The 25569-nt window shown below is 36.9% G+C and carries 22 protein-coding genes; 7 read left to right on the top strand and 15 right to left on the bottom strand.

Annotated elements, in window-relative coordinates:
• Window positions 1-417: 417 nt before the first annotated feature.
• The 11 genes from ACLNCP_RS03815 to ACLNCP_RS03765 all read right to left on the bottom strand — a co-directional run bounded on the left by ACLNCP_RS03815 (window position 418) and on the right by ACLNCP_RS03765 (window position 13486).
• A complete protein-coding gene (locus ACLNCP_RS03815) occupies window positions 418-1650 on the bottom strand; it encodes an acyl-CoA thioesterase/BAAT N-terminal domain-containing protein (protein ID WP_424844048.1) in 1233 nt (410 codons plus the stop codon).
• Window positions 1651-1706: 56 nt separating this feature from the next.
• Window positions 1707-2162 carry a MarR family transcriptional regulator gene (locus ACLNCP_RS03810; protein ID WP_261015786.1) on the bottom strand — a complete coding sequence of 152 codons (456 nt, stop codon included), beginning with the start codon at window positions 2160-2162 and terminating at the stop codon, window positions 1707-1709.
• A 176-nt stretch (window positions 2163-2338) separates the two neighbouring features.
• Window positions 2339-4840: a leucine--tRNA ligase gene (gene leuS / locus ACLNCP_RS03805; RefSeq protein ID WP_424844047.1), complete on the bottom strand. Its 2502-nt coding sequence runs from the start codon at window positions 4838-4840 to the stop codon at window positions 2339-2341.
• Window positions 4841-5189: 349 nt separating this feature from the next.
• A complete protein-coding gene (locus tag ACLNCP_RS03800) occupies window positions 5190-6278 on the bottom strand; it encodes a glycerol dehydrogenase (protein WP_001217825.1) in 1089 nt (362 codons plus the stop codon).
• Window positions 6279-6295: 17 nt separating this feature from the next.
• Window positions 6296-6964: a fructose-6-phosphate aldolase gene (locus ACLNCP_RS03795; protein WP_424844046.1), complete on the bottom strand. Its 669-nt coding sequence runs from the start codon at window positions 6962-6964 to the stop codon at window positions 6296-6298.
• 18 nt (window positions 6965-6982) lie between these two features.
• Window positions 6983-9421: a glycyl radical protein gene (locus tag ACLNCP_RS03790; RefSeq protein WP_424844045.1), complete on the bottom strand. Its 2439-nt coding sequence runs from the start codon at window positions 9419-9421 to the stop codon at window positions 6983-6985.
• Between the two features lie 161 nt (window positions 9422-9582).
• Window positions 9583-10872, bottom strand: coding sequence for a PTS sugar transporter subunit IIC (locus ACLNCP_RS03785; protein ID WP_001096818.1), 1290 nt, complete (start codon window positions 10870-10872; stop codon window positions 9583-9585).
• Between the two features lie 16 nt (window positions 10873-10888).
• On the bottom strand, window positions 10889-11197 hold the full coding sequence (locus tag ACLNCP_RS03780; protein WP_000238723.1) for a PTS sugar transporter subunit IIB: 309 nt from the start codon (window positions 11195-11197) through the stop codon (window positions 10889-10891).
• Between the two features lie 33 nt (window positions 11198-11230).
• A complete protein-coding gene (locus tag ACLNCP_RS03775; RefSeq protein WP_000402908.1) occupies window positions 11231-11551 on the bottom strand; it encodes a PTS lactose/cellobiose transporter subunit IIA in 321 nt (106 codons plus the stop codon).
• A gap of 195 nt (window positions 11552-11746) precedes the next feature.
• Entirely contained in the window at window positions 11747-12727 is a 981-nt protein-coding gene (locus ACLNCP_RS03770; RefSeq protein WP_424844044.1) for a sugar-binding transcriptional regulator, read from the bottom strand.
• 12 nt (window positions 12728-12739) lie between these two features.
• Window positions 12740-13486: a DeoR/GlpR family DNA-binding transcription regulator gene (locus tag ACLNCP_RS03765; protein WP_000824973.1), complete on the bottom strand. Its 747-nt coding sequence runs from the start codon at window positions 13484-13486 to the stop codon at window positions 12740-12742.
• Window positions 13487-13607: 121 nt separating this feature from the next.
• Here ACLNCP_RS03765 and ACLNCP_RS03760 point away from each other — a divergent pair, with 121 nt between their 5' ends.
• From ACLNCP_RS03760 to ACLNCP_RS03730, 7 genes are all read left to right on the top strand, one after another.
• Window positions 13608-14384, top strand: coding sequence for a glycyl-radical enzyme activating protein (locus ACLNCP_RS03760; RefSeq protein WP_000406173.1), 777 nt, complete (start codon window positions 13608-13610; stop codon window positions 14382-14384).
• A gap of 174 nt (window positions 14385-14558) precedes the next feature.
• Complete coding sequence (locus tag ACLNCP_RS03755) at window positions 14559-16208, top strand: sensor histidine kinase (protein ID WP_424844043.1); 1650 nt, start codon at window positions 14559-14561, stop codon at window positions 16206-16208.
• Window positions 16201-16971 carry a response regulator transcription factor gene (locus ACLNCP_RS03750; protein WP_080977216.1) on the top strand — a complete coding sequence of 257 codons (771 nt, stop codon included), beginning with the start codon at window positions 16201-16203 and terminating at the stop codon, window positions 16969-16971. Before ACLNCP_RS03755 ends, ACLNCP_RS03750 begins: the two co-directional genes overlap by 8 nt.
• A gap of 292 nt (window positions 16972-17263) precedes the next feature.
• Entirely contained in the window at window positions 17264-18304 is a 1041-nt protein-coding gene (locus tag ACLNCP_RS03745; RefSeq protein ID WP_424844042.1) for an extracellular solute-binding protein, read from the top strand.
• A 162-nt stretch (window positions 18305-18466) separates the two neighbouring features.
• Window positions 18467-19513 carry an ABC transporter substrate-binding protein gene (locus tag ACLNCP_RS03740; protein WP_138335438.1) on the top strand — a complete coding sequence of 349 codons (1047 nt, stop codon included), beginning with the start codon at window positions 18467-18469 and terminating at the stop codon, window positions 19511-19513.
• A gap of 12 nt (window positions 19514-19525) precedes the next feature.
• On the top strand, window positions 19526-20617 hold the full coding sequence (locus tag ACLNCP_RS03735; RefSeq protein WP_424844041.1) for an ABC transporter ATP-binding protein: 1092 nt from the start codon (window positions 19526-19528) through the stop codon (window positions 20615-20617).
• On the top strand, window positions 20607-22265 hold the full coding sequence (locus tag ACLNCP_RS03730; protein ID WP_261012146.1) for an iron ABC transporter permease: 1659 nt from the start codon (window positions 20607-20609) through the stop codon (window positions 22263-22265). Before ACLNCP_RS03735 ends, ACLNCP_RS03730 begins: the two co-directional genes overlap by 11 nt.
• A 102-nt stretch (window positions 22266-22367) precedes the next feature.
• Here ACLNCP_RS03730 and ACLNCP_RS03725 read toward each other — a convergent pair whose 3' ends face one another.
• From ACLNCP_RS03725 to rplQ, 4 genes are all read right to left on the bottom strand, one after another.
• Window positions 22368-23060 carry a histidine phosphatase family protein gene (locus tag ACLNCP_RS03725; protein ID WP_024056940.1) on the bottom strand — a complete coding sequence of 231 codons (693 nt, stop codon included), beginning with the start codon at window positions 23058-23060 and terminating at the stop codon, window positions 22368-22370.
• 244 nt (window positions 23061-23304) lie between these two features.
• Window positions 23305-24642 (bottom strand): PFL family protein, encoded by a 1338-nt coding sequence (locus ACLNCP_RS03720; protein WP_424844040.1) that lies wholly within the window; start codon window positions 24640-24642, stop codon window positions 23305-23307.
• A gap of 9 nt (window positions 24643-24651) precedes the next feature.
• Window positions 24652-24918 carry an ACT domain-containing protein gene (locus ACLNCP_RS03715; protein ID WP_000644126.1) on the bottom strand — a complete coding sequence of 89 codons (267 nt, stop codon included), beginning with the start codon at window positions 24916-24918 and terminating at the stop codon, window positions 24652-24654.
• Between the two features lie 264 nt (window positions 24919-25182).
• The gene (gene rplQ, locus ACLNCP_RS03710; RefSeq protein WP_000331493.1) at window positions 25183-25569 is read right to left on the bottom strand and encodes a 50S ribosomal protein L17; all 387 of its coding nucleotides are present in this window, start codon (window positions 25567-25569) and stop codon (window positions 25183-25185) included.

The following is a 25569-nucleotide window of genomic DNA, read 5'->3' as shown; positions in this document are numbered from 1 at the left end:
ATCGGTAGTATTATTCTCGCCAAATCAAACAATAAAAAATTAACTAGAAATCATGACACACAATCCCTTCTATCAAGATGAAATTGCTGAATATGATATGATTGAATTGGAGGCAAGTAAGTATTGCCCTAAATTTGAAACTTCCATTAGCAAAATTTTTGACGACAAGTAGATCTATTAGGAAATAATACATGGAAAGAATTTTCAATACAAGTAAAAAACAGCTCTTTTTATCCAAGAAGAGCTGTTCTATTTTATGAAAGAGAAAGTCACTAGTAACTCTTGTACTTCTCTATACGTTTTTACTGTTTGAGTTCAAATTTCTCTTGTTTGAACAATTGCTTTTGTAGACTGAACTACCAACCAGAACTGTGTTTTTATCTTAGTTGGGACTATTATAGTACGGTTCAGCACTATCTACAAATTCTTCAGATGTGTATCAAAATAATTTATCGTAGCAAACCAAGAGTCTACACTTTCTTTCATTAATAAGCGCCAATCTTTTCGATAACGATGATTCGGTTGATAAGCAACCGTCAACATATGCCCTGTTTCATGGTATTTTTTAAACAAAATGGATTCCCCTTTATAATGTGAAATGATATCATCTATCGCGGATGATGCATTCCATATTTCATCAACATCGCTTCCTAGTAATAATAAAGGGGAGGAAATTTTACTCACATCAATCTGAGCCCTACTATCTTCAGGAATATGTTTTCCAAAAAACTTGTTTAACAAATAATCTCCTAACTGAAATTTTTGATAAGGAAGTTCCTTTTGTAAATATGTCCAAGAAGATGAATTAGAATTGAGTTTTCCCTTTATTCCCTCAAATATTACATTTGAGGGAGAATTGAGTACTAAACATTGCACATCATCCAAAATACTTTGTCCAGCCAGAACAAGCTCTGCTCCTTTAGAGCGACCATATATTCCTATTTTTGTATTATCAACTTGAGGATGATGATATAGAAAATCTTTCGCTTCCTCCAGACATTCTATTGGAATTCGCTCTAAATTTTGGGGTAATCCCTCTAAACCAAAATAAGCTATTGCAAGACAAATATAGCCTCTAGAAGATAAAAGTTGGGCAATATTCTGAGCTTTTTCAATTCTTCCCTCACTACCGCTAACAATAATCACGGCTGGCGCCCTTCTTAACTTTTCATCATAGAATAATCGACCTTGAAAATGCTTGTCATAGATATCTTGATATCTTACTCCTAGATTCATATAACGCCTTACGAAACTTTGCTCCGCGACCACATCTTTCCCCAGCTTGATTTTAATTTCAACACCAAAACAATCTCGTAATGGAATTCTATCAAGAGAACTCGGTAATCTCCTTTTCCTATTCTTCAACGGTTTCGCATTAAAGAATAATCCCATTTCTGAAACTCCTTTATAAGATCCCGAAACAGATGCTGTCTGAGAGGTATCAATCATACCGTCCTGATCAGATAAAAAAATTGCGGTTGATTTCCATATAACATCATGATCTAAAAGCAAGGGAGCATTTATACAGTAATAATCAGACAGGTACATTTCTACACAATACATTGCCCTTGGTTCTAAACCATTAATAGCAATATAAAAAGATTCATCCGCTAAATCTGTTTGTGAAATCAGTTCTATGTTTACAGTCATATCTTCTCCTTTTTGTTAATTTGCTTAACAATTATATTTGAAATTTACCGTGACTTTTACCACGGTAATTCTCCCCACACCTTTTCAATATCATCCATCAATTTCACAACTGTTTTAAGTTCCACCTCGCTATAGTTGTTTAAAACTGAAAAGATTGATTTTTCAATATATTCTTGTTGCTCCTTATGGATTTTAAAAATTTCGATGCCTTTTTCAGATAATCTCAAATATTTATTTTTCCCATTATTCGGGTCAAAATCAAAAACAACTAAATTTTTTTGAATCAATCTCCTAACACTTTGAGTTATTGCACTTCTTGAAACTTCTAATAATTCAGATAATTTTACTAGATTTAAGGGCTGATTTTTCCCAATCGCAACAATCAAATGTACATCATTCAACGTAATGGATTTGTCAACACCACTTTTATGTTGATTTTTTTTTAACTGGTCAAACGCTAAAATAAATCTATTGAATCGATTATTAAATGCAATAAATTCTTTTTTATCCATAATCTCTCTTTCCTTTGTTAATCATATTAACAAAACAGAAACTTCCTGTCAAATAAAAAATCCTCCAGATTCTACTCTGAAGGATTCCTATCTTATTTCACAACGATATTAACGAGTTTAGTTGGCTCAAACAGTTTGGGAAACTGTTTGAGGTTGGAAATCAGCAAATAAATTGGTTATTTCACAACAATATTAACCAATTTATTTGGTACACTAATCACTTTCACGATTTCCTTACCGTCAATCTCTACTTTGACTTTTTCGTCAGCGAAAGCAATTTCTTGCAATTCTTCGCGTGATAGGTCTTTAGCGACCATGAGTTTGGCACGTACTTTACCTTTGATTTGGACGACAATTTCAATTTCATCTTCAACCAATTTACTTTCGTCCCAAGTTGGCCAAGCCACGTAAGAGATTGACTCACCTGTTGTTGCAACAGTTTGCCAAAGTTCTTCTGCCAAGTGAGGAGCAAATGGAGCAATCAATTGGATAAATCCTTTGGCATAGTCAACATAAAGCTTGTCTTCCTTGTTAGCCGCGTTGACAAAGACCATAAGTTGGGCAATAGCTGTGTTGAATTTCAATGATTCGATTTGTTCTGTGACAGCTTTGACTGTTTCGTTATAAACCTTGTCAAGAGCGCCATTGTTTTCCGCAAGGATTTCTTTACTTGTAATAAAACGGTAAACACGGTCAAGGAACTTACGACTTCCTTCCAGACCTTCTTCTGACCAAGCGATTGAAGCATCAAGTGGTCCCATGAACATTTCATAAACACGAAGGGTATCGGCACCGTATTGCTCCACCACGTCGTCTGGGTTGACAACGTTCCTGAGCGATTTAGACATCTTGGCTGGTGCTTGCTCCAACTCTTCCCCTGTTTCTACATGGAAGAAAGAACCGTCACGTTTTTCAACCTTATCGGTTGCCACAAGAGCGCCACGGTGGTCACGGTAGCTTGTTCCCAAAATCATTCCTTGGTTAAATAGTTTTTGGAATGGTTCCTTAGTTGGAACAACACCAAGGTCGTAGAGGAATTTGTGCCAGAAACGAGCATAAAGCAAGTGAAGTACAGCATGTTCCGCACCACCAACGTAGATATCTACTGGCAACCATTGTTTGAGGAGGTCCTCATCAGCCAATTTCTCAGTATTGTGTGGGTCAATATAGCGGAGGTAGTACCAGCTTGAACCTGCCCATTGTGGCATAGTGTTGGTTTCACGACGACCTTTGACACCATCTTCACGCGTCACTTCAAGCCAGTCTGTCAAGTTAGCTAGTGGACTTTCACCAGTACCTGAAGGACGGATATCCTTGGTTACAGGCAAGACAAGTGGCAATTCACTTTCAGGGACAGCTGTTGAAGTTCCGTCTTCCCAATGAATGATTGGAATCGGCTCACCCCAATAACGTTGGCGGCTAAAGAGCCAGTCGCGGAGACGGTAAGTAACCTTCTCTTGTCCACAGCCTTTTTCTTCCAACCAAGCCACAATCTTAGCAATAGCGTCTTCTTTGTTCAATCCATCTAGGAAGTCTGAATTGACATGAGGTCCATCTTCTGTGTAGGCAGCTTCTGCTACGTTTCCACCTTCAAGTACTTCTACGATTGGAAGGTCAAATTGGTTGGCAAATTCCCAGTCACGCTGGTCATGGGCAGGAACAGCCATGACAGCACCTGTTCCATAACTAGCAAGAACATAGTCCGCAATCCAGATTGGAATTTCCTTGCCATTGACAGGGTTGATAGCATAAGCACCAGTCCATACACCTGTTTTTTCCTTGGCAAGGTCTGTACGAGCCAAGTCTGACTTGAGGCTGGCTTGGTGTTTGTAGTCAGCTACAGCCTCAGCTTGTTCAGGACTTGTGATAGCATCTACTAGTTCATGCTCAGGCGCCAAAACAGTGAAGGTCGCACCGAAAAGGGTGTCCGGACGAGTAGTAAAGACTGTAAATTCCTTTTCTGCTCCTTTTACTTTGAAAGTTACATTAGCACCAGTTGATTTCCCAATCCAGTTGCGTTGCATGTCCTTGATAGACTCCGGCCAATCTAGTTCATCTAAATCATTGAGCAAGCGCTCTGCGTAAGCCGTGATTTTGAGCATCCATTGGCGCATTGGCTTGCGGACAACTGGATAGCCTCCACGCTCAGAAGTTCCGTCAGGAAGAACCTCTTCGTTGGCGATGGCTGTTCCCAATTCCTCAACCCAGTTTACTGGCACTTCCGCTTCATAGGCCAAGCCTTTTTCGTAAAGCTTAGTGAAAATCCATTGGGTCCACTTGTAGTAGTTTGGATCTGTTGTATTGACTTCACGATCCCAGTCATAAGAAAATCCAAGCGCATTGATTTGGCGTTTGAAGTTGGCAATGTTCTCAGCTGTAAATTCTGCTGGGTCATTACCAGTATCCATAGCGTATTGCTCTGCAGGCAAACCAAAAGCATCCCAACCCATTGGGTGAAGGACATTGTAGCCTTGCGCACGTTTGTAACGGCTGAGGATATCGGTTGCAGTGTAACCTTCTGGGTGTCCTACGTGAAGACCCGCTCCAGATGGATAAGGGAACATATCAAGCGCATAAAACTTCGGTTTTGATGCATCTGTCCCTGTCTTAAATGTATGATGTTCTGCCCAGTAGCCCTGCCACTTAGGCTCAATTTCTTTATGATTGTAAAAACTCATGGTCTCTCTCCAATTTTGTGATGTTACTATTATACCATTTTTGGGGAAATTTGAAATGTGTTAAAAGAAAAAACTGTATACTGTACTTCATTAATTTTGATGACTATGAATTGCTCTATCTCCCACTTTTTATCCCATTGTTATGCAGTAAATCAAGGAGTAAGTCAATAATCTTATCTCATATAGCACAAAATACTTATTTTAGACCGAAGATAAAACTGGAATGCTAATTAATGTATTCACAATAAATAGCTGACAACTTGTATTGCTTCCTGATTTATAAAGAGCATCGGATACAATATGAGGATAAATAAAAGACTACCATTTTTAAAACAGTAGTCCTTATTGTTTATTGCGAATTTACATATGCATCTACAGCTATAATGGCTTGTGCAACATCTGAAGGCGAAATCTTAAACGGCATCTGATGGATTGTCTCACCCTCCATAGTTGCTTGTTTACCAACTTTTATTAAATCATCATATTCAACTTGATCCAAATGCATTTCTTTTAGAGTTGTTGGCATACCAATTTTTTTGTAAAACTCAATATACTTATCAAGTTCTTCTTTTGGTCTATTTTCCAATAAAAGTTGTACCAAGGTTCCATAAGCTACTTTTTCACCATGTGTTAAATGATGAATGTCACCTGTCAATGCAGTAAAACCATTATGAATTGCATGCGCCGCAGCTAATCCTCCACTTTCAAAACCTAGTCCACTCAATAAAGTATTAGCTTCAACAATATTTTCTAATGCTGGTGTCACCACTTTAGCTTCACAAGCTGCCATAGCCTGTAAACCATCTGCGAACAGCGTTTCTTCACATTTCTTCGCAATTGCAACTCCAGCCAACGTTTGTTGTTGTCCTAACATAGTTTTTCCATTTGCCTGCATAACTGCACGCGCCTCAACCCAAGTTGCTAAACCATCTGCAATACCAGACGCTAATAAACGCTTAGGAGCTTGTGAAATAACTTTTGTATCAACCAAAACTAAATCTGGATTTTTAGAATAAAATAGATAATGATCAAATGCCCCTTCATCTGTATAAATAACAGATAAAGCAGATACAGGTGCGTCTGTCGATGCAATTGTTGGAGCAATAATAACAGGCTTTTCAATCAAATCTGCAATAGCTTTTGCGCTATCAATCGTCTTTCCCCCACCAAGACCTATAATACTATCACAATTTTCTTTCTCAGCTAAGGCAACAACTCGATTGATTTCATTGTCAGAAGCTTCACCATTAAACTGGGCTAGAACAATATGGAAACCATACCTATGTAGGTAATCTTCAAATCGTTTTCCAACAATATCATAAACCAACTGATCACATAATAGAATAGGACGATTTCCCAAATCCAATATTGATTTGGCATTTTCAAACAAGGCATTTTCCCCTTGAATATATCTCGAAGGGCTAGCAAAAATTCTCATATGTATTCCCTCTCTATCTAAACGGAACGACTATTTTGAATAACAAACCAATCGTCAGAAAAATCATCAACCGCCTTTTGGATAGATGGCATGGCAAAAGCTGATTCAAAAACATCTGCTCCTGCTGTAACAGCATGCGCACCTGTAGCTAAAGCATTATTTACTTGTGCTACATTTTTAAAGGATGCAGCTAAAATCTTACTAGGAGAGTTCTGTCTATCAATAGCAAGAGCTAATTGACGAATGACAGAATTTGAATCAATGTTCAGATTCTCCATTCTGTTATAATATGGAGCTAGGTAATCCGCTCCTGATTCGATAGCTAATAATCCCTGAATAACTGTATAAATAGCTGTTGCAGTGATATGGTAACCCTCTTTTTTTAGCACCTTTATTGCACGTAATCCAGCTGGAGTAACAGGTACTTTGATAAATGTATCATCTCCTGCTTGTCTCCGAATTTCATGAGCATCTTTTAAGATACCTTCAAAATCTTGAGAAATCACCTGAACATGAATAGAGGGTGCAGAGCCAATCAATTCTCTTACATCTTTGATTCGTTCAAAAAAATTAATCGAACCCTCTCTTTTGGCAATAGTGGGATTTGAAGTTACCCCAGCTAGCGGTAAAATTTCAGACCATTTTTTAATCTCATCTAAATTTAATGTGTCAAGCATAAATTCCATAAAAAGAACCTCTTTATTTTACAAAGTATGCTCAGTACGTCCTATAATATCATCTTGGGTTGCCTTAGAAAGAACATTGAAGAATGCAGAGTATCCTGCAACACGAACAATTAAATCTCTGTGTTTTTCAGGATGTTTCTGAGCGTCGATCAACGTCTCTCTGGAAACAACATTATATTGAATATGGTACCCATGTAAACGATTAAAGAATGTTCGTAACAAAGCAATTAGTTTTAATTTATCTTCTTCTTTGGCTAACGTTTGAGGATTTACTTTCTGATTTAAGAGAACCCCACCTACAATTTCATCTGTTGGTAATTTTGAAACAGATTTTAAAACAGATGTAGGACCGTGTTGATCCATATTATGTGATGGTGAACAACCCTCTGCTAGCGGTGTACCTGCATTGCGACCATCTGGAGTTGCTAATGTTCCACGTCCCTGTCCTACGTTGGCTGAGATAGAAGAGGTTCCTGAATAACGAATTCCTCCAATAGGTCCTCTTCCATAACGTGTATTAGGATATTTAGCAATTTCATCAACATAAATGTCATAAGCAGCCGTAACTAATTTATCAGCATAATCATCATCGTTACCGTACTTAGGCGCATCATTAATCAACATTTCTTGAATAGCCTTACCTTCTTCTCCAGCATAATCTGTTTCTAGTGCATGCCAAAGTTGACTTGGGCTTATACGTTCTTCCTCAAATACCAACTTTTTAATTGCAGCTAATGAATCCGACAAATTTGCAATTCCAACTTGCAAACCTGATATATAGTCATATACTGCTCCACCTTCTTTAAGATGTTTCCCACGACCAATACAATCATCAGTCAATGCTGAACATAGAATATCAGGAACTTCTCGTTCCAATGATAAATCAATAGAATTTTCAACAATAACACTCATTCGTGTCAAATATCTTAGTGTTTTATCCCAAGCATTTTCTAATTCAGAAAAGTTCTTCATATCCTTAAAATGACCAAAGCTTGGTGCAAACCGTTTACCCGAAGCCGGATCAATTCCATCATTCATCGTGATAAGTAGAACCTTAGGGAAGTTCATATAACTCATACCTGTGCAACGATAGCCCCATTTCCCTGGAACTGCCGTTTCAACACATCCAATGGCACTGTAATCATAAGCATCATCTTCCAATACTCCTTTTGCAATAAAAGAAGGAATAATAATCTCATCATTATTAAATGCAGGCATACCAAAACCAAGCTTCATCACTTCAATACACTCATTCATGAAACGAGCATCTAAACCTGCATGGTAACGTACAGTTAGATTAGGTTGCGGTAGATGGGTTTGTGCAACTGATTTTAATACCAAATAAGATAATGGGTTAACAGCATCCTTCTTATCTCGAGTCTGTCCACCAATTGTAACATTTTGATATAAAGGACTTCCTGCTGAAGAAAATGTATGTGCTTGACTGCGAACCTTATTAATTGTAATTGTCTTAATCCAAAGATTTGTTAGACGTTCAACAATGCTATCTTCTGTTTCTTTACCACTTTCTAAATCAGCCTTCATATATGGATACATATATTGATCAAAACGGCCATATGAAAGAGAGTGGCCATTAGATTCAATTTGTAAAATACATTGAATAAACCAAACTGATTGAATAGCTTCTGCAAAAGTAGTTGCCGGTTCATATGGGACTCGAGAGCAAATATCTGCAATCTCAAGTAATTCTTTTTTACGTTTAGGATTTGCATTTTCGGCTAAACTTTTAGCAAGATCAACAAAGCGATTTGCATATACTTTAATAGCATCGATTACGATAAATATAGAGTCGTAAAAATGATATTTATCAATACTTGCTGGATCTGTTAAATCTAGAGCTGCTTTTGCTTTACGAGCTCGCTCTTCAAAACCTCTTAAACCAAATTGCAACAGTTTCTGATAGTTAACTGCTAAGTGAGCATCTCCAGAATTCATCTTACCTTCCATACCGAAGAATCCTGTTTCCATATAAACAGACACTTCTTCAGGTAACAAGGCACCAGCTCTAGCACGTAAATTATTATTTTCCCAAAACGGAGCAATACTTCTAAGTTGTTCTTTTGTTTCTTCAGTAATATAGAAAACATCTCCATCACGCTTTTCAAAAAGATCCAACTCATTGAGAACAAATTCTAGCGTATATTCTGGAAAAATAGGAGCATCTTTATTGGAAGAAGCTTGATTTCCCGCAATCATAGATTCTTCTTCGATATAGATAGTCATATTTTCCAAAATTTCTTTCAGCATATAGGCGCGTTTTAGGACATTAGGTTGTTCCTTATATCGATCATAAGCGCGTGTTGCTAGAACCGCTCTCTCAGCATCAATATAAGGTTTTTTATTTAAAACATCTTCTCGATATTTGTTCATCCTTTCAGTAAGGCTACCAAAATATTCTGTCTTAATTGTCGTTCTTGCTACTTCTTTATTTACCATAATAAGCACCTTTCTTTCGAAAATATTTTTGTTTCTTTCGAAAATATAATACCTGGTTTTTTAGAAAATTTCAAGCTTTTAACTAGAAAAACTTTAACTCTCTAATTTTTAGCACAAATGTGTGTGTTTAATGATAATACACAAATGTTTTTTTAGAATTATCATGCTTCATTCTGACAAGCTAAACGATCCTGTACTTTAAAGAATGGGAAATAAACTAATGTAGACATCGCTAATATCACCAGCTGAGTAATAACTCCTTGCCATCCACCAACCATAAATCCTGATATAATAGCTGGGGTGCTCCAAGGTAATGTAACTCCTGAAAATGGCTGCATGAAACCTGTTGCAATAGCTCCATATACTATAACAGCTGCAAGTACAGGAACAAGAATGAAAGGTACAAACATAACTGGATTCATGACAATCGGAAATCCAAATACAACTGGCTCATTTACGTTAAATATTGCTGGAAAAGCTGCTACTTTCCCTAACGCTTGGTACTGTTTAGATTTTGATGCAAAAAGCATGGCAACTACAAGACCAAACGTAATCCCTGAACCAGATAGAATTAAAAATGAATCTAAAAATTGTTGAGTAACAATATGTGCACCATTTTCTAATGATAGATTCCCAGAGGCTAACATAGCTTTATTAGCATCAAGATTAGATAAAAGCAGAGCTGTCACTACTCCATTTACTACCGATTGTCCATGAACACCAAACCACCACAAAAATGATATAAAGAATGCAATTCCAATTGCACCATACAAAGATCCAGTTAAACCTTGCAATGGAACTTGAATAGCAGAATAAATCATTTCTATGAATGTTCCGCCATTAGTCAATGAGCTCGCTAAAATATATACAATCATAGAAAGTAAGAAAATTACAAATGCTGGAATCATTGCTTCAAACTGTTTCGCAATAGCTTGTGGAACTTGTTCTGGCATCTTAATAACAATTTTTCTCTTTATAAAGAAGGTATAAATACTTCCTACTACCAAACCTATAATGATAGCACCGATAATTCCTTGACCTCCAAACCAAACTTTACTAATAGCATCCCCAATTGCCTCACCTTGTTTAGGGATATAAGATGATCTTAGCAAAATAAAGAATGCAGATACAGATAGAACCCCAGCTGGCAAAGCCTCTACTCCGCTATTCTTAGCATAAGAATAGGCAATTGAAAAACAAGAAATTAGACCCATAATCGCAAAAGTTCCTGAATATACTTGCATAAACGGCTCTGTCCAATTTGCTCCAAATACACTAGCAATGCTCTTGTTTAATCCTTCAAATGGCAATTGTCCCATAATCAAGAATAAACTACCAACTACTGTCAATGGCAAAATTGCTAACATACCATCTTTTAGAGCTATAATACCACGCATATTCACAAACTTCATCATAGGTGCAATGATTTTTTGAACATCCATCTTTGCCATAATAAACCTCCTTTTCTTACCCACTAATCAAAGATAGGGCCAAATCTAATACTTTTTTCCCATCTAACATACCATAGTCCATCATCGGAATAACAGCTATCGGAACATCACACTTATCACAAATTTCTTTTGATTTATCTAATGTATAAGCAACTTGAGGCCCCAACAGTGCAACATCTAGATTTGGGGCATAATCCGCTAATTTAGACTGAGAAAATGCCTCTATTTCTGCCTCAACTCCACTAGATTGCGCTGCAATTTTCATATTATTTACAAGCATACCAGTAGAAAAGCCTGCTGCACAAAACAAACCAATCTTCACCATTATATTTTCCTCCTCTATGTTAATACTCTAGTATTATTTTTTGTGAAGTTCTTTTCTCAAACTAATAATTTCTTTGATTAAATTAATCTCCGTCATACTAGTCATGAGATGATCTTGTGAATGAACAAAGAGAGCTGTTATTTCTGTCTTTGTACCAGACGCTTCCTGTGCCAAGAATTTTGTTTGTAGATTATGGGCTTCTAATAAGGCTGCATCAGCTAACTGGATTTCTTCTTCACATCGTTCACATGTACCGTTTTTTATATAATCTAACGCTTTATAAATATGTTGTTTCGCATCGCCAGCATATAAAATTAAACCCATGATAATTTGATCTGGAACAATAATTTCCATAAATTCCTCCTCATTTCACTATGTAAAAAGCTTTTTCATTTGAAATTTTAAAATTTTCTTTTGTAACTATAGAATACAACTACATAATAAACTTGTCAATCTAAAAACAACAAATAAACTATTTTTATTTATATAAGCACAAATGTGCAATTAATTGAAAAGAAAAAACGATAAACTGATATCAGTCTATCATTTTCACTCGCATAAAGTATTTCGAAAAGAAAAATCACCATCTTCTTCTAAAACTTTTAAAATTGTATTTTTATCTGTAATCAGATGATTTACTAGATTAGCACGCAAGACAGAAAGAATCGCAGATACTTTCGTATCACCATAAGCAACAGCTAAACTTTGAGGAATATTTTTTAAATCTTCCAAAGAGATTGCTATCGTTCTTTCCTGTAAGTTCTCATAAACTTCTTTACCTTTTGAATCAAAGAATCGACAACAAATTTCCCCTACAGTTTTAACTTTTGTCAATTCTTTAAAGTCATCCTCTGTAAGCATGTCTAACCATTGATGTTTTCCTTTATTACTAAAATCACCAATCCCAACTACAACTATATCTAAATCTTTCCAACTATTTTTCAAATCTTCAAAATATCTTGATTGCAAAATACCATCCGCTAACAATTTATTTTCTTGCACAATTGTTGCATTCATAAATGTACACTCTCCATGAAATTTTCTAGACATTTCATAAATCAGTGTATTCACATGGTGTTTAGCGTGTATGTGACTAGGACCACCTGCTAGAGGATAGAAGTGAACATTTCGAACACTTTTGCTGTGGATTAAATCTACTAAATTACTTAAACTTTTTCCCCAAGAAAAGCCAATTTTCATATTATCATCAATTAAATTCCTAAGGACACCTGCTGCAACTTGAGAAATTCTTTCAGATAAAATTGTTGGATTGTCATCAAATTCATTTGGAATAATTTCTAAACTTTCCAGACCATATTTTTCTTTTACATAATTTTCCAACTTAAACATATTGGTATCAAAATTCTCTATTTCAATTTTAACAATTCCTGCATTCCTTGCTTCTGTTAACATTCTACTAATAGAGGTTCTATAAATTCCTAATTTTGCTGCTATTTGTGACTGATTTAAGTTTTCAATATAATACAGATAAGCAATTTTAGAGAGCAGTTTATTCCTATCTTGATTCATACACTTAACCTCTTACGAAACTACCTTAACCATTATCCCAGCATTTTCTAATGTAGCTATATTTTGTTTAGAAAGTTTTTCGTCTGTTATTACTTCATAGACTTGACTTAAAGCAAATCTTCTTACTGTACCCCTTTTATCAAATTTACTTGAGTCAGTTAGCACAATGACTTTATCCGACGCTGCTGAAATATATTGAACTACCTCACTGCGCATTAAATCTTTTCCTGTAAAGCCCATCTCTTTATCGTAGCCATCTGTCCCAACAAAAGCTTGACGCACATGAAAAGTCTGTATCATTTCTTTTAATAAAGGTCCTACGGTAACCTGTGAATCTTTCTGAAACTCTCCACCAAGAACAATAACACGACATGAATCATAACCTCTTACAAAATTTGCTATAAAAAATGAATTTGTTACAATAGTGACATTTCTTTTTTGCTTGCAAATTTCCTCAGCAAGTAAAGCACAGGTTGAACCAGATTCTATCATTATTGTTTCATTATCTGATACCAATTTTACTGCTTCTTGAACAATTTTTCTCTTAATTTCATAATTAATTGACAAGCGTACATTTAAGTCATCTCCACTATTTAACACAGCATATCCATGCTCTCTGTGTAATAAGCCTTTTGACTCTAATTTATCTAAATCTTTTCTAATCGTTACTTTCGATACATTTAATTTTTCCGATAATGTATTAACATCAATCTTTTCATATTCTGATACTAATTTAATAATTTGTTCCAATCTTTTCATTTTACACCTCCGTTTTATTCTACCAAAATAAAAAGCAAAAAACAACAAATTAAACTTTCGTTCGTAATTGTTTTTCTTTCGTTTTTGTGATAGGATAGAATTATAAAGAGGAGGAACTCTTATGGAAATATCTAAAGGAATTATTTTTAATATTCAACACTTTTCAATTCATGACGGTCCGGGTATTCGTACAACTGTTTTTTTAAAAGGATGTCCTCTGCGCTGTCCATGGTGTTCTAATCCTGAATCTCAAAGAATGAAACCTGAAAAAATGAAAGATGCTCAACGAGAAAAATTCACTTTAGTAGGTGAAGAAAAAACTGTAGAAGAAATTATTACAGAGGTATTAAAAGATAAAGAATTTTACGAAGAATCCGGTGGAGGTTTAACTTTATCAGGGGGTGAAATATTTGCTCAGTTTGAATTTGCTAAAGCCATCTTAAAATCAGCCAAAGAGCATCACATACATACTGCAATTGAAACCACTGCCTTTGTTGATCATGAAAAATTTGTTGATTTAATCCAATATGTGGATTTTATCTACACAGACCTAAAACATTATAATTCTATAAAACATAAAAAAGTGACTGGAGTTTTTAATCAAATGATTATTAAAAACATTCATTATGCTTTTTCTCAACATAAAACTATCGTTTTAAGAATCCCAGTTATCCCTGATTTTAACAATAGTTTAGAGGATGCAGAAGAATTCGCTACTCTATTTAACTCATTAAATATCGACCAAGTTCAACTACTCCCTTTTCATCAATTTGGTGAAAACAAATATCGTTTATTAAATCGGAAATATGAAATGGATGGAGTCAACGCACTTCATCCTGAAGATCTTATTGATTATCAAAAGGTATTTCTGAACCATCATATTAATTGTTATTTCTAGTTCATTTCCTTGAAATGCTCTAGCTATTTGCAGATAACAAGCATCTATAATACATACTTAACTTTTCAAAAGGTTTAGCTAAAAAATTTTAGCCAAACCTTTTCTATTTTACCTTGCTCTAGAATTTTTAAACTGCTATACTTATAACAGAAAACCCTTCCAAGGAGGTAGCGGATGTCTCATTCCTTTAAAAAATCTCTCCAAAAAGAAATTCTCCATAGAAGCTCTATCGCAGCCTTTGTGACCTCTCTTTTACTACTCATTTTACTTTTTGGTTTTTCCTATTTTTTACAAAAGCAACAACTCTCCAAAGACACGAGACAGATTGTCAAACAAGTTCAAGAGATGAAAGATGCAAATAATGAGCTCCTGACCACTATGAACTATAAAATGATTCCTGGATTTTTGGACGGCAAACACACAGAGCGAGAAGTCTTTAGCTTATTTTACGAGACAAAAGCTAAATTAAAACTTAGTTCTGACCTCATTATCCTAAATGATACAGGTGAATTACTATTTAGCACTAATCGAAATCATCAAGAAAGTATTTTATCACCCTACTATCTAAAACTGCTCATCCAAAATCCTTCTCAAGATAAAGTTACAGAAAAAATTGCGCTCTCTTCAGACAAGCAACACTACACACTCTTTATCAAACCACTACTTCAAAACCAACGAGTTAAAGCCTATACTATTGCTTTCGTAAATGAGAATGATTTCATCTCAAGTTTCCCAATGATAAATTCTAAATACATCATTACCGATAGCTTTGGAAATATGTTTTCCAACAATACAAACCAGTTCACTCGCTCCACTCTTGAAAAATTTGATGAAAAACTCCTACACTCTCGTACCCACTGGTATGAGAATGAACCGCTTATTGTTCAAAAAGAAAAAGTCGGTGCTATTTTTTCAATCTATACTTTTCAATCCTTTTTTCCTATTCCTAGCTTACTCGGCCTAGCCTCCATTCTCACCTTATGTATATTCTTCCTCTACTTCTGGCAAGCAAGACGAATTGCTCATAAGATTGCTACACACAACGCTGTTCCTATTGAAAGCTTAGTTTACCAACTTCAAGAAATTCCCAAACAAGCAGAAAAAAGACTTTCTCTACAAACAGGTGATGAGTTTGAATTTATGGCCGAAAAAATTAATAATATGTTGTATGAATTAGATCAACTTCATCAGAAAATGTTGACCATCGAAAAAGAAAAGTGGATTTTTGAAAGAAAAATGCTGGAAGCTCAGTTCAATCCTCATTTTCTCTACAATACGCTTGAGACAATTAAAATTACTTCTTTAATGGATGCAGCTCTCACACAAGACCTGATTCAAAATCTCACGCGCATTCTTCGCTACAGTATCACCGATTTAGAAAAAGAAACAACCATTTGCCAAGATTTAAAGATTATAGAGGATTACCTTATTATTCATAAGATTCGTTTCGAGCACTTTTCCTATGATATTGTCTGCCCAGAAACTATCGATAATCAACCTATTCCTAAACTTTTCTTGCTTCCTCTAGTAGAAAATGCTATAAAATATGGGATGCAATACCGTATTGATCTTCATATTGATATCCAAATTACCTTGGAAGCAGATTCTCTAACTTTTTTAGTCAAGGATAATGCTGGAGGGCTCACAAAACAAGAGAGACTCGCTATTTTAGACTCTTTAGAAAGCCCACATACCCAGCATGGTATCGTTAACAGCTACAAACGATTGAGCAATTTCTTTTCTGATGTCCAGCTAGATTTAGGAGTCAATCGCCAAGGAGAAACTTGGGTAAAATTTGTAACGAAAGGACTAACTCATGTTTAAGCTCATCATCGTAGAAGATGAACACCTCATTCGAAAATGGCTAGAGATTGCCGTAGACTACGCTGCCTTAGGTATCCAAGTCGTAGGAACTGCCAGTCACGGTCAAGAGGGAATGAAACTCATCCAAGAAAAAGAACCTCATATTGTCTTAACAGACATCACCATGCCAATTATGGATGCTTTCATGATGTTCGAAGCCACTCGTACTCTCTCCTATGAAAAAGTTATCTTATCAGGTTATAACGATTTTCAAAATGCCAAAAAAGCCATGCAATATGGGGCAGTTGATTTTCTATCCAAACCAATTGATACCAAGGAATTGACAGAATGTCTTCAAAAAATTGTTTTGCGATTACGAGTTAGCACTTATCAAGAAACTCCTTTTTTAGAAGAATATCAAACTTTACTCACCTCTATCCAACAAGTCGATACACAAAACCAAATCATTCAGCAAATTCTTGAATTTGTTCATCAACACTACTGCATGCACTTTACCATTTCTACCATTGCAGAGAATCTAGGGTATAGCGAAAGTTATCTATATAAGGTTATCAAAGAAGACTTCCCAATGACGCTAAATGAATATATCTTACGCTACCGCCTCAAGCAAGCTATAGATAAAATGGCTGAATTCCCTAATTCTCCCTTAAGCGATATCTCTGAACAAGTTGGATTTTCAGACTATAAATATTTTGCCAAAGTTTTTAAAAAGTATCTACATATTTCTCCAAAAGAATTAAAACTCATGGATAAAAACCATTGATGTAAAAGGATTGCTCAGCTCAGGCAATCTTTTTATTTTGTACTTTTACTCAATGAAAATCAAAGTGCTAACTACTCAAATCATAGCTTTGAGATTGCAGATAAAGCGACGTGCTTTGAAGAGGATTACCATCGAAATCCCAGTTACAGTGTACCCATCCTTGCTCGAGACACCCATTTCCTATTCCCCGTTTTAGATTTCTTTAAGGTTTTTATTATATTCTGTAGGACTCTACAATTTAAAGACATTAACAATCTAGGTAGAGAAAATGTTCGTAAAAAAGGAGATACTTATGAAAAAAATACTATTCTTTCTCTCTTGTGGCTGGATATTCCTTTCTTTATCAGGATGTTCTTCACCTATAGAAGCGGAAACTAGCTCTGAAAAAGATTCAGATAACACTTTGGTTGTCTACTCGCCTAACCCTGAAGACCTTATCGAAGAAACAATCCCAGCCTTCGAAGAAAAATATGGTATCAAGGTTGACTTAGTACAAGCCAGCACTGGTGAATTGTTCAAAAAAGCTGAGGCCGAAAAAGAATCCCCTGTAGCTGATGTCATTTTCGGAGGCTCCTACGCCCTCTTCTCTTCTAACGAAAATCTTTTTGAACCTTATATTTCCCAAGAAAATGACCAGATAATCCCTGAATATCAAAATAAAACTGGATTCTATACGCCTTATACACTTGATGTCAGTGTCATCATTGCCAATTCAGTCCTTACAAAAGATATAAAAATTGAAGGCTACAATGATCTACTCAATCCTAAATTAAAAGGAAAAATTGCTACTGCTGATCCAAGTAACGCATCTAGCGCCTTTGCACAACTAACAAACATGCTTGTAGACCAAGGTGGATACGAAAATGAACAAGCTTGGACCTATGTGAAAAATCTATTTACCCTAGTAGATGGAAAAATTGCATCTAGCTCTTCAAATGTTTACAAAGCTGTCGCCGATGGAGAAATGGCTGTAGGACTCACCTATGAAGATCCTGCCTTAAAACTCTTAAACGACGGAGTTGATGTAAAAGTTATTTATCCAAAAGAAGGTACCGTCTTTTTACCTGGTAACGCGGGTATCGTCAAAAATGCCAAACACATGGAAAACGCTAAGAAATTTATCGATTTCATCCTTTCTCAAGAAATCCAAGATAAGCTAGGAACTGAAACTACAATCAGACCCATTCGTAAAAATGCTAAAACCAATAAAAATATGAAGGCTATGACAGAAATCAATATTGCCACTGAAGATTCCGATTATGTCATTAAAAATAAATCTACTATTCTTAAAAAGTACAATGATATTTTTACAGATATCCAATCTAAAAAATAAAATTTGACTTTCCGATGATTAACTGTCAAACCCTACTATAAAATCAAAAAGATTACTTCCGTTTTTGTAGAGAATTTTACTCTAATAGAATAGAATTATCGGTTTTAAAAACGCTTACATTATTTTAAAATAAACTTAAATAACACAACGGAGGTATCCATCATGAAAAAGAAATGGATGTATTATGCTGCTTGCGGACTAGCTCTTTTGGGTCTTGCTGCTTGTTCTTCTAATGAATCTGCCGATGGCGGTTCATCTGATAAAGGAGACGGCGGTTCGCTAGTCGTTTATTCACCAAACTCAGAGGGCTTAATCGGAGCAACTATTCCTGCCTTTGAAGAAAAATATGGTATCAAAGTAGAACTGATTCAAGCTGGTACTGGAGAACTTTTCAAAAAACTAGAGTCAGAAAAAGAAGCTCCTGTAGCCGATGTCATCTTTGGTGGTTCTTATACACAATATGCTACCCACGGAGAACTCTTTGAAAACTATACTTCAAAAGAAAATGATAATGTTATCAAAGAATATCAAAACACAACTGGTTACTCTACTCCTTATACACTAGATGGTAGTGTTTTAATCGTCAATCCTGATTTAACGAAAGGCATGAACATCGAAGGATATAGCGACCTTCTCAAACCTGAACTAAAAGGAAAAATTGCAACTGCTGACCCAGCAAACTCTTCTAGCGCCTTTGCTCAATTAACAAATATGCTACAAGCTCAAGGTGGTTACAAAGACGATAAAGCTTGGTCTTATGTAAAAGATCTCTTCACACTTATTGATGGTAAAATCGGTTCAAGCTCATCTGGTGTCTATAAAGCAGTCGCTGACGGAGAAATGGCTGTTGGTCTCTCTTATGAAGATCCAGCAGTTAAACTCTTAAATGACGGAGCTAACATTAAGGTAGTCTATCCAAAAGAAGGAACAGTCTTCCTACCTGCTAGTGCTGCTATCGTTAAAAAAGCTAAAAATATGGAAAATGCCAAGAAATTTATCGATTTTATTATCTCTCAAGAAGTACAAGATACACTTGGTACAACCACTACTAACCGTCCTGTTCGTAAAAATGCCAAAACAAGCGAAAATATGAAACCAATTGACAAAATCAAAACACTCACTGAAGATTATGATTATGTCATCAAGAATAAATCAGATATCGTTAAGAAATACAACGAAGTCTTTACAGATATCCAATCTAAACAGTAAAAGAGGTTCACTATGAGTGAGATCAAAATTATTAACGCCAAAAAAATCTACCACGATATCCCTGTTATTGAGAATTTGAACATTACAATTCCAAAAGGAAGTCTCTTTACCCTTCTTGGACCTTCAGGATGTGGAAAAACGACTCTTCTTCGTATGATTGCAGGTTTCAACAGTATCGAAGGTGGAGAATTTTACTTCGATGATACAAAAATAAATAATATGGAACCCAGCAAACGCAATATCGGGATGGTTTTCCAAAACTACGCTATTTTCCCGCATTTGACTGTCCGAGACAATGTTGCTTTTGGTCTTAAGCAAAAGAAGGTTCCAAAAGAAGAATTGATTCAACAAACCAACAAGTATCTTGAACTCATGCAAATTGCTCAATATGCGGATCGGAAGCCCGATAAGCTCAGTGGTGGACAACAACAACGTGTCGCCTTGGCACGTGCCTTAGCGGTTAATCCAAGTGTTCTCCTCATGGACGAGCCACTTAGTAATCTGGATGCCAAACTTCGCTTGGATATGCGTCAAGCCATCCGAGAAATCCAACACGAAGTGGGAATTACAACTGTTTATGTAACCCACGACCAAGAAGAAGCCATGGCTATTTCAGACCAAATTGCTGTTATGAAAGACGGAGTCATCCAACAAATCGGCCGACCAAAAGAACTCTATCATAAACCAGCTAATGAGTTTGTAGCAACCTTTATCGGACGCACAAATATTATCCCTGCCAATCTCGAAAAACGGAGCGACGGCGCTTATATCGTCTTTTCAGATGGCTATGCCCTTCGAATGCCAGCCCTTGATCAGTCTGAGGAACAAGCTATTCATGTAAGCATCCGTCCTGAAGAGTTTATCAAAGATGAATCTGGAGATATTGAAGGAACTATTAGCGATAGCGTCTATCTTGGACTAAATACGGAGTATTTCATTGAGACAGGATTTGCCTCAAAAATTCAAGTTAGCGAAGAATCAACTTTTGAAGAAGATCTACAAAAAGGCGATCGTATTCGTCTACGAATCAATACTCAAAAATTAAACGTCTTTTCTGCAGATGGTTCCCAAAACCTGATAAAAGGAGTCAACCATGGAACGTAAAAAACTAAATATTTGGACAGCCTCCTCTTTCTTCATCTTTCTTACCTATCTTGTCTTTCTCGTTTATCCTATCGTTACCGTGCTCAAGCAAGCACTCATACATGAGGGACAATTTTCACTAGCTAATTTTGTCACTTTCTTTAGTAAAGCCTACTACTCTGAGACACTTGTCAACAGTTTCAAGGTTTCCATTACCGCTACTGTCACTTCCTTAGTTGTAGGAACCCTATTAGCTTATCTCTTTTCCATGTATGACTTCAAGGGAAAGAAATTTCTACAAATATTGATTATCATTGCTTCCATGTCAGCTCCTTTCGTGGGAGCCTACTCCTGGATTCTCTTGCTGGGACGAAATGGGGTCATCACAAAATTCATAACAAATACTCTTCATCTTCCAGCTATTGATATTTATGGATTCAAAGGAATTGTACTTGTCTTTACACTGCAACTATTCCCACTGGTATTTCTATACGTTGCTGGGACAATGAAAAGTATTGACAATTCTCTACTTGAAGCTGCTGAAAGCATGGGTTCCTTCGGATTTAAGCGTATCGTAACGGTTGTTTTGCCTCTCCTAGTTCCAACCTTACTAGCAGCTGCCCTACTTGTATTTATGAGAGCATTCTCAGACTTTGGAACGCCTATGTTGATTGGTGAAGGATATCGGACTTTCCCGGTCTTGATTTATACCCAATTCATTAGCGAGGTTGGAGGAAATTCTGCTTTTGCATCTGCTTTAGCAATTATGGCGATTATCATTGCCTTGGCAATCTTCCTTATCCAAAAATACATCTCAAACCGCTACAGTTTCAGCATGAATTCGCTCCATCCAATTGAGCCTAAAAAAACTACAAAAGGAAAAATGGCTGCCATTTATGCAACAGTCTACGGAATTATCTTGTTCTCTGTTCTACCTCAAGTCTACTTGATTTATACTTCTTTCCTAAAAACATCAGGTATGGTATTTGTCAAAGGTTATTCTCTAAACAGTTACAAGGTAGCTTTCAATCGTATGGGATCTGCTATTTTCAATACTATTCGTATCCCTTTGATTGCCTTAGTTCTAGTTGTCCTATTCGCAACATTTATCTCCTACCTAGCCGTTAGAAAACGGAATTTGTTTACAAACTTAATTGACAGCCTCAGTATGGTCCCTTATATTGTACCCGGAACTGTTCTAGGGATTGCCTTCATTTCTTCCTTCAATACTGGTCTATTTGGAAGTGGATTTCTTATGATTACAGGAACAGCTTTCATCTTGATTATGTCACTATCTGTCAGAAGATTACCTTATACTATTCGCTCATCTGTTGCTAGCTTGCAACAAATAGCACCAAGTATTGAAGAAGCCGCTGAAAGCTTAGGAAGTAGTCGTCTCAATACCTTTGCCAAGATTACAACTCCAATGATGCTATCTGGTATTATTTCTGGAGCCATCCTATCTTGGGTCACAATGATTTCAGAACTCTCTACTTCTATCCTCCTCTACAATGTCAAAACAAGAACAATGACTGTAGCCATTTATACAGAGGTTCTAAGAGGGAATTACGGTGTAGCCGCAGCCTTGTCAACTATCCTGACTGTTCTAACAGTAGGTTCCTTGCTCTTGTTTATGAAAATCTCTAAAAGCAACAGCATTACACTTTAGTTTCCCCCATCAAAAACAGCCGAAAGGATTACCCTCGGCTGTTTTTTCTTATCTTGATATTCTTATCAAATCCCTAGTTCATAACAAGCAAGTCTAGACTGATTAAATAGAGGCTTCTTCCATCTTCTCACGTCCTAGTTCTCGGTAACTACGGTCGCCGACAACTTCTACGCTAAACTGGCCGTCCTCATATTCAAGGATCGTCACGCTACCATTATCTAGACCATGCGGATGCATGCCATTAATCAAATAAACAATGGTTCCAATGGTCATTCCGTGGCTGACGACAAGGGCATTGCCCCCACCTTGTTCTTCCATTTCTTTGGCAATCGCTTCAAAACCTTCCTTGATTCGGCCACTGAGTTTTTCCCAGCCTTCAGCCCAACCAGCTGTATCGACCTCTACCAACCCCTCAGCCAGTTCAGCATAAGACAATTGGTGAACATGATCCACATTAAAGATACGAGGAATAATGCCCATGAAAAGATCACCATCATAAGCTCCGTCAAAGCTACCAAAACACCATTCTCTGATACGTTTGTCCATGCGATAAGGGATTTTCCCCTGCAAACCAAGTTCTTCAAGAATAATTCCCATTGTCTGAATGGTGCGGCCAGAATCACTGGAATAAGCGCGATCAAACTGTAGACCAGATTCTCGCAAACCGATTCCTAATTCTTGAATCCCTCGCTCACCTTCAGCCGTTAAAGGAGTATCGCTCCAACCTTGCGCGCGACCAATCGTGTTAAACATGGTCTTGCCATGACGTACCAAATACAATCGTACTTTTACCATTTTCCGTCCTCCGTTTGCTTCTATTATATCATGGATGATAAAACAAAAGCCACCCAGACAGGTGACTTTTGCAGGAGATTATTATGAAAAAGTTTAGGAGTTCTATTAAATAAAGATATTAGATGAAAATCAAATTCAAACTAAATCAGTGTTATCTGTTTCAAATAATATTAGGAGGTCTTTATTTAATGATTATAGTATACACATCCAACCTTAAATAGAACTTAAAATTTCTCCTATTTTCTTAATTTTTAAAACTATGAATTGGTGCTGGGATTTGTCCCCCACGAGAAATGAAATCGACAGACGAAGCCCCATTGACTTTCATAACAGGTGCAGTTCCTAATAGGCCACCAAACTCAATCATATCTCCTTCTTTTCCTTTTGGAATGATACGAACAGCCGTTGTCTTCATGTTAATGACACCAATTGCAGCCTCATCCGCAATCATAGCTGCAATGGTTTCAGCAGGAGTATCTTCTGGGATGGCAATCATATCCAAACCGACAGAACAGATAGCCGTCATGGCTTCTAGTTTTTCTAAATTTAGAGAGCCATTTTGCACTGCAGCAATCATCCCCTCATCCTCAGAGACGGGGATAAAGGCACCAGACAAACCACCGACTTGGTTCCAGGCCATCACTCCGCCCTTCTTAACCTGGTCATTCAAGAGAGCTAAGGCAGCCGTCGTTCCATGCGTTCCAACTGTTTCTAGTCCCATTTCCTCAAGGACACGTGCCACAGAGTCTCCAACCGCAGGGGTTGGCGCCAAGCTCAAGTCTACAATACCAAACTCCACACCCAATCTCTCGCTGGCCATTTGACCAACCAATTGACCAATACGAGTGATTTTAAAGGCAGTTTTCTTGACCGTTTCGGCTACTACATCAAAACTCTCTCCACGAACTTTTTCCAAGGCACGTTTCACCACACCAGGACCGGAAACTCCGACATTGATGATAACATCTGCCTCCCCAACACCATGGAAGGCACCCGCCATAAATGGATTGTCCTCAACAGCATTAGCGAATACAACCAACTTGGCCGCCCCCATATCTGATAGATTAGCCGTTTCCTTGATAACTCGTCCCATATCTGCGACAGCCGTCATATTGATACCAGACTTGGTTGAGCCGATATTGACTGACGAGCAGACCTTGTCCGTTTCAGCCAAAGCACGAGGAATAGAATTGATGAGAATCTCATCTCCCTTTTGGTACCCCTTTTGTACCAAGGCAGAGAAGCCACCGATAAAATCCACACCGATTTCTTTCGCAGCCTTATCAAGCGCTTTTGCCAGAACAACGTAGTCCGTCGCATCTGTCGCTGCCCCAATCAAAGAGATAGGAGTCACCGATACACGCTTATTAACGATTGGAATCCCCAACTCAGCCGCAATTTCATCGCCAACAGCCACTAAATTAGCTGCCTTGGTCGTAATCTTTTGATAAATTTTCTCCGCAGCACGATTGATATCTGGATTGATACAGTCCAAAAGGGAAATCCCCATGGTAATAGTTCTGATATCGAAGTTTTGCTCCTCAATCATGGCGATGGTCTCAGTAACTTGTCTAATATCCATGATAACCTCCTAGATATTATACATAGCTTCGAAAATCGCTGCACTCTGAATATTGATTTTCACATTCAAAGTTTGCCCAAAAGTTTCAAACTCATTTCGCAGATAAGTAAAATCCTGCTTTTCATCACTTGAGACGACAGCCATCATCGTAAAATATTCATCCAAAACAGTTTGAGAGATATCGTCAATATTCAATCCTAATTCTGCAATTTTGCCAGAAACACCTGCAACAATTCCAGATTTATCTTTACCAACAACAGTTATAATCGCTTTCATAAGCAAACTCCAATTCTTCTTTTAATAGGAAACCTGAACATTAAACAGGATTCTTTTCAAATAGTATAGCATAATTCTAACTAAAATACTCAAAAACGCCTGCTTACGAAGTTGTTCTTAAGAAAAAAACAATTTCGTAAACAAGCGTCTACTATCCCAACTTATGATGAGTGTTCCCGCTAGGACCGAAATCCTAGCGGTAGACCAGAGCTAGACTAAGAGCACAAGACTCCATCATCATAACACTCAACAAAATTGATGATTTTATACTAATTCGATGATCGCCATTGGCGCTGCATCACCACGACGTGGTTCAGTTTTAAGGATACGAGTGTATCCACCGTTACGTTCAGCATAACGAGGTGCAATTTCTGAGAACAATTTTTGAAGTGCTGTAGTAGAAGTGTACTTATCAGTTGCTTCATCATAGTTTTCAGATGCGATTTCATTACGTACGAAAGCAGCTGCTTGACGACGTGCATGCAAATCACCACGTTTACCTAGAGTAATCATTTTTTCAACAGTTTTACGGATTTCTTTAGCACGAGCTTCAGTTGTCACGATTGATTCGTTGATCAAAAGGTCAGTTGTCAAATCGCGAAGCATTGCTTTACGTTGTGAGCTAGTGCGTCCTAGTTTACGGTAAGCCAT

The organism is Streptococcus sp. CL6.35 (assembly GCF_049737915.1).
Taxonomy (GTDB): domain Bacteria; phylum Bacillota; class Bacilli; order Lactobacillales; family Streptococcaceae; genus Streptococcus.
This window is presented reverse-complemented; position numbering and strand designations above follow the sequence as displayed.

Bases quoted from the DNA above. Each gene is read 5' to 3' on its own strand.
- ACLNCP_RS03745 (WP_424844042.1), top strand. From the start codon at position 17,264: ATGAAAAAAATACTATTCTTTCTCTCTTGTGGCTGGATATTCCTTTCT.
- ACLNCP_RS03720 (WP_424844040.1), bottom strand. From the start codon at position 24,642: ATGGATATTAGACAAGTTACTGAGACCATCGCCATGATTGAGGAGCAA.
- ACLNCP_RS03740 (WP_138335438.1), top strand. From the start codon at position 18,467: ATGAAAAAGAAATGGATGTATTATGCTGCTTGCGGACTAGCTCTTTTG.
- ACLNCP_RS03790 (WP_424844045.1), bottom strand. From the start codon at position 9,421: ATGGTAAATAAAGAAGTAGCAAGAACGACAATTAAGACAGAATATTTT.
- ACLNCP_RS03725 (WP_024056940.1), bottom strand. From the start codon at position 23,060: ATGGTAAAAGTACGATTGTATTTGGTACGTCATGGCAAGACCATGTTT.
- ACLNCP_RS03815 (WP_424844048.1), bottom strand. From the start codon at position 1,650: ATGACTGTAAACATAGAACTGATTTCACAAACAGATTTAGCGGATGAA.
- ACLNCP_RS03770 (WP_424844044.1), bottom strand. From the start codon at position 12,727: ATGAATCAAGATAGGAATAAACTGCTCTCTAAAATTGCTTATCTGTAT.
- leuS (WP_424844047.1), bottom strand. From the start codon at position 4,840: ATGAGTTTTTACAATCATAAAGAAATTGAGCCTAAGTGGCAGGGCTAC.
- ACLNCP_RS03775 (WP_000402908.1), bottom strand. From the start codon at position 11,551: ATGGAAATTATTGTTCCAGATCAAATTATCATGGGTTTAATTTTATAT.
- ACLNCP_RS03730 (WP_261012146.1), top strand. From the start codon at position 20,607: ATGGAACGTAAAAAACTAAATATTTGGACAGCCTCCTCTTTCTTCATC.
- ACLNCP_RS03750 (WP_080977216.1), top strand. From the start codon at position 16,201: ATGTTTAAGCTCATCATCGTAGAAGATGAACACCTCATTCGAAAATGG.
- ACLNCP_RS03800 (WP_001217825.1), bottom strand. From the start codon at position 6,278: ATGAGAATTTTTGCTAGCCCTTCGAGATATATTCAAGGGGAAAATGCC.
- ACLNCP_RS03795 (WP_424844046.1), bottom strand. From the start codon at position 6,964: ATGGAATTTATGCTTGACACATTAAATTTAGATGAGATTAAAAAATGG.
- rplQ (WP_000331493.1), bottom strand. From the start codon at position 25,569: ATGGCTTACCGTAAACTAGGACGCACTAGCTCACAACGTAAAGCAATG.
- ACLNCP_RS03760 (WP_000406173.1), top strand. From the start codon at position 13,608: ATGGAAATATCTAAAGGAATTATTTTTAATATTCAACACTTTTCAATT.
- ACLNCP_RS03785 (WP_001096818.1), bottom strand. From the start codon at position 10,872: ATGGCAAAGATGGATGTTCAAAAAATCATTGCACCTATGATGAAGTTT.
- ACLNCP_RS03735 (WP_424844041.1), top strand. From the start codon at position 19,526: ATGAGTGAGATCAAAATTATTAACGCCAAAAAAATCTACCACGATATC.
- ACLNCP_RS03715 (WP_000644126.1), bottom strand. From the start codon at position 24,918: ATGAAAGCGATTATAACTGTTGTTGGTAAAGATAAATCTGGAATTGTT.
- ACLNCP_RS03755 (WP_424844043.1), top strand. From the start codon at position 14,559: ATGTCTCATTCCTTTAAAAAATCTCTCCAAAAAGAAATTCTCCATAGA.
- ACLNCP_RS03780 (WP_000238723.1), bottom strand. From the start codon at position 11,197: ATGGTGAAGATTGGTTTGTTTTGTGCAGCAGGCTTTTCTACTGGTATG.
- ACLNCP_RS03765 (WP_000824973.1), bottom strand. From the start codon at position 13,486: ATGAAAAGATTGGAACAAATTATTAAATTAGTATCAGAATATGAAAAG.
- ACLNCP_RS03810 (WP_261015786.1), bottom strand. From the start codon at position 2,162: ATGGATAAAAAAGAATTTATTGCATTTAATAATCGATTCAATAGATTT.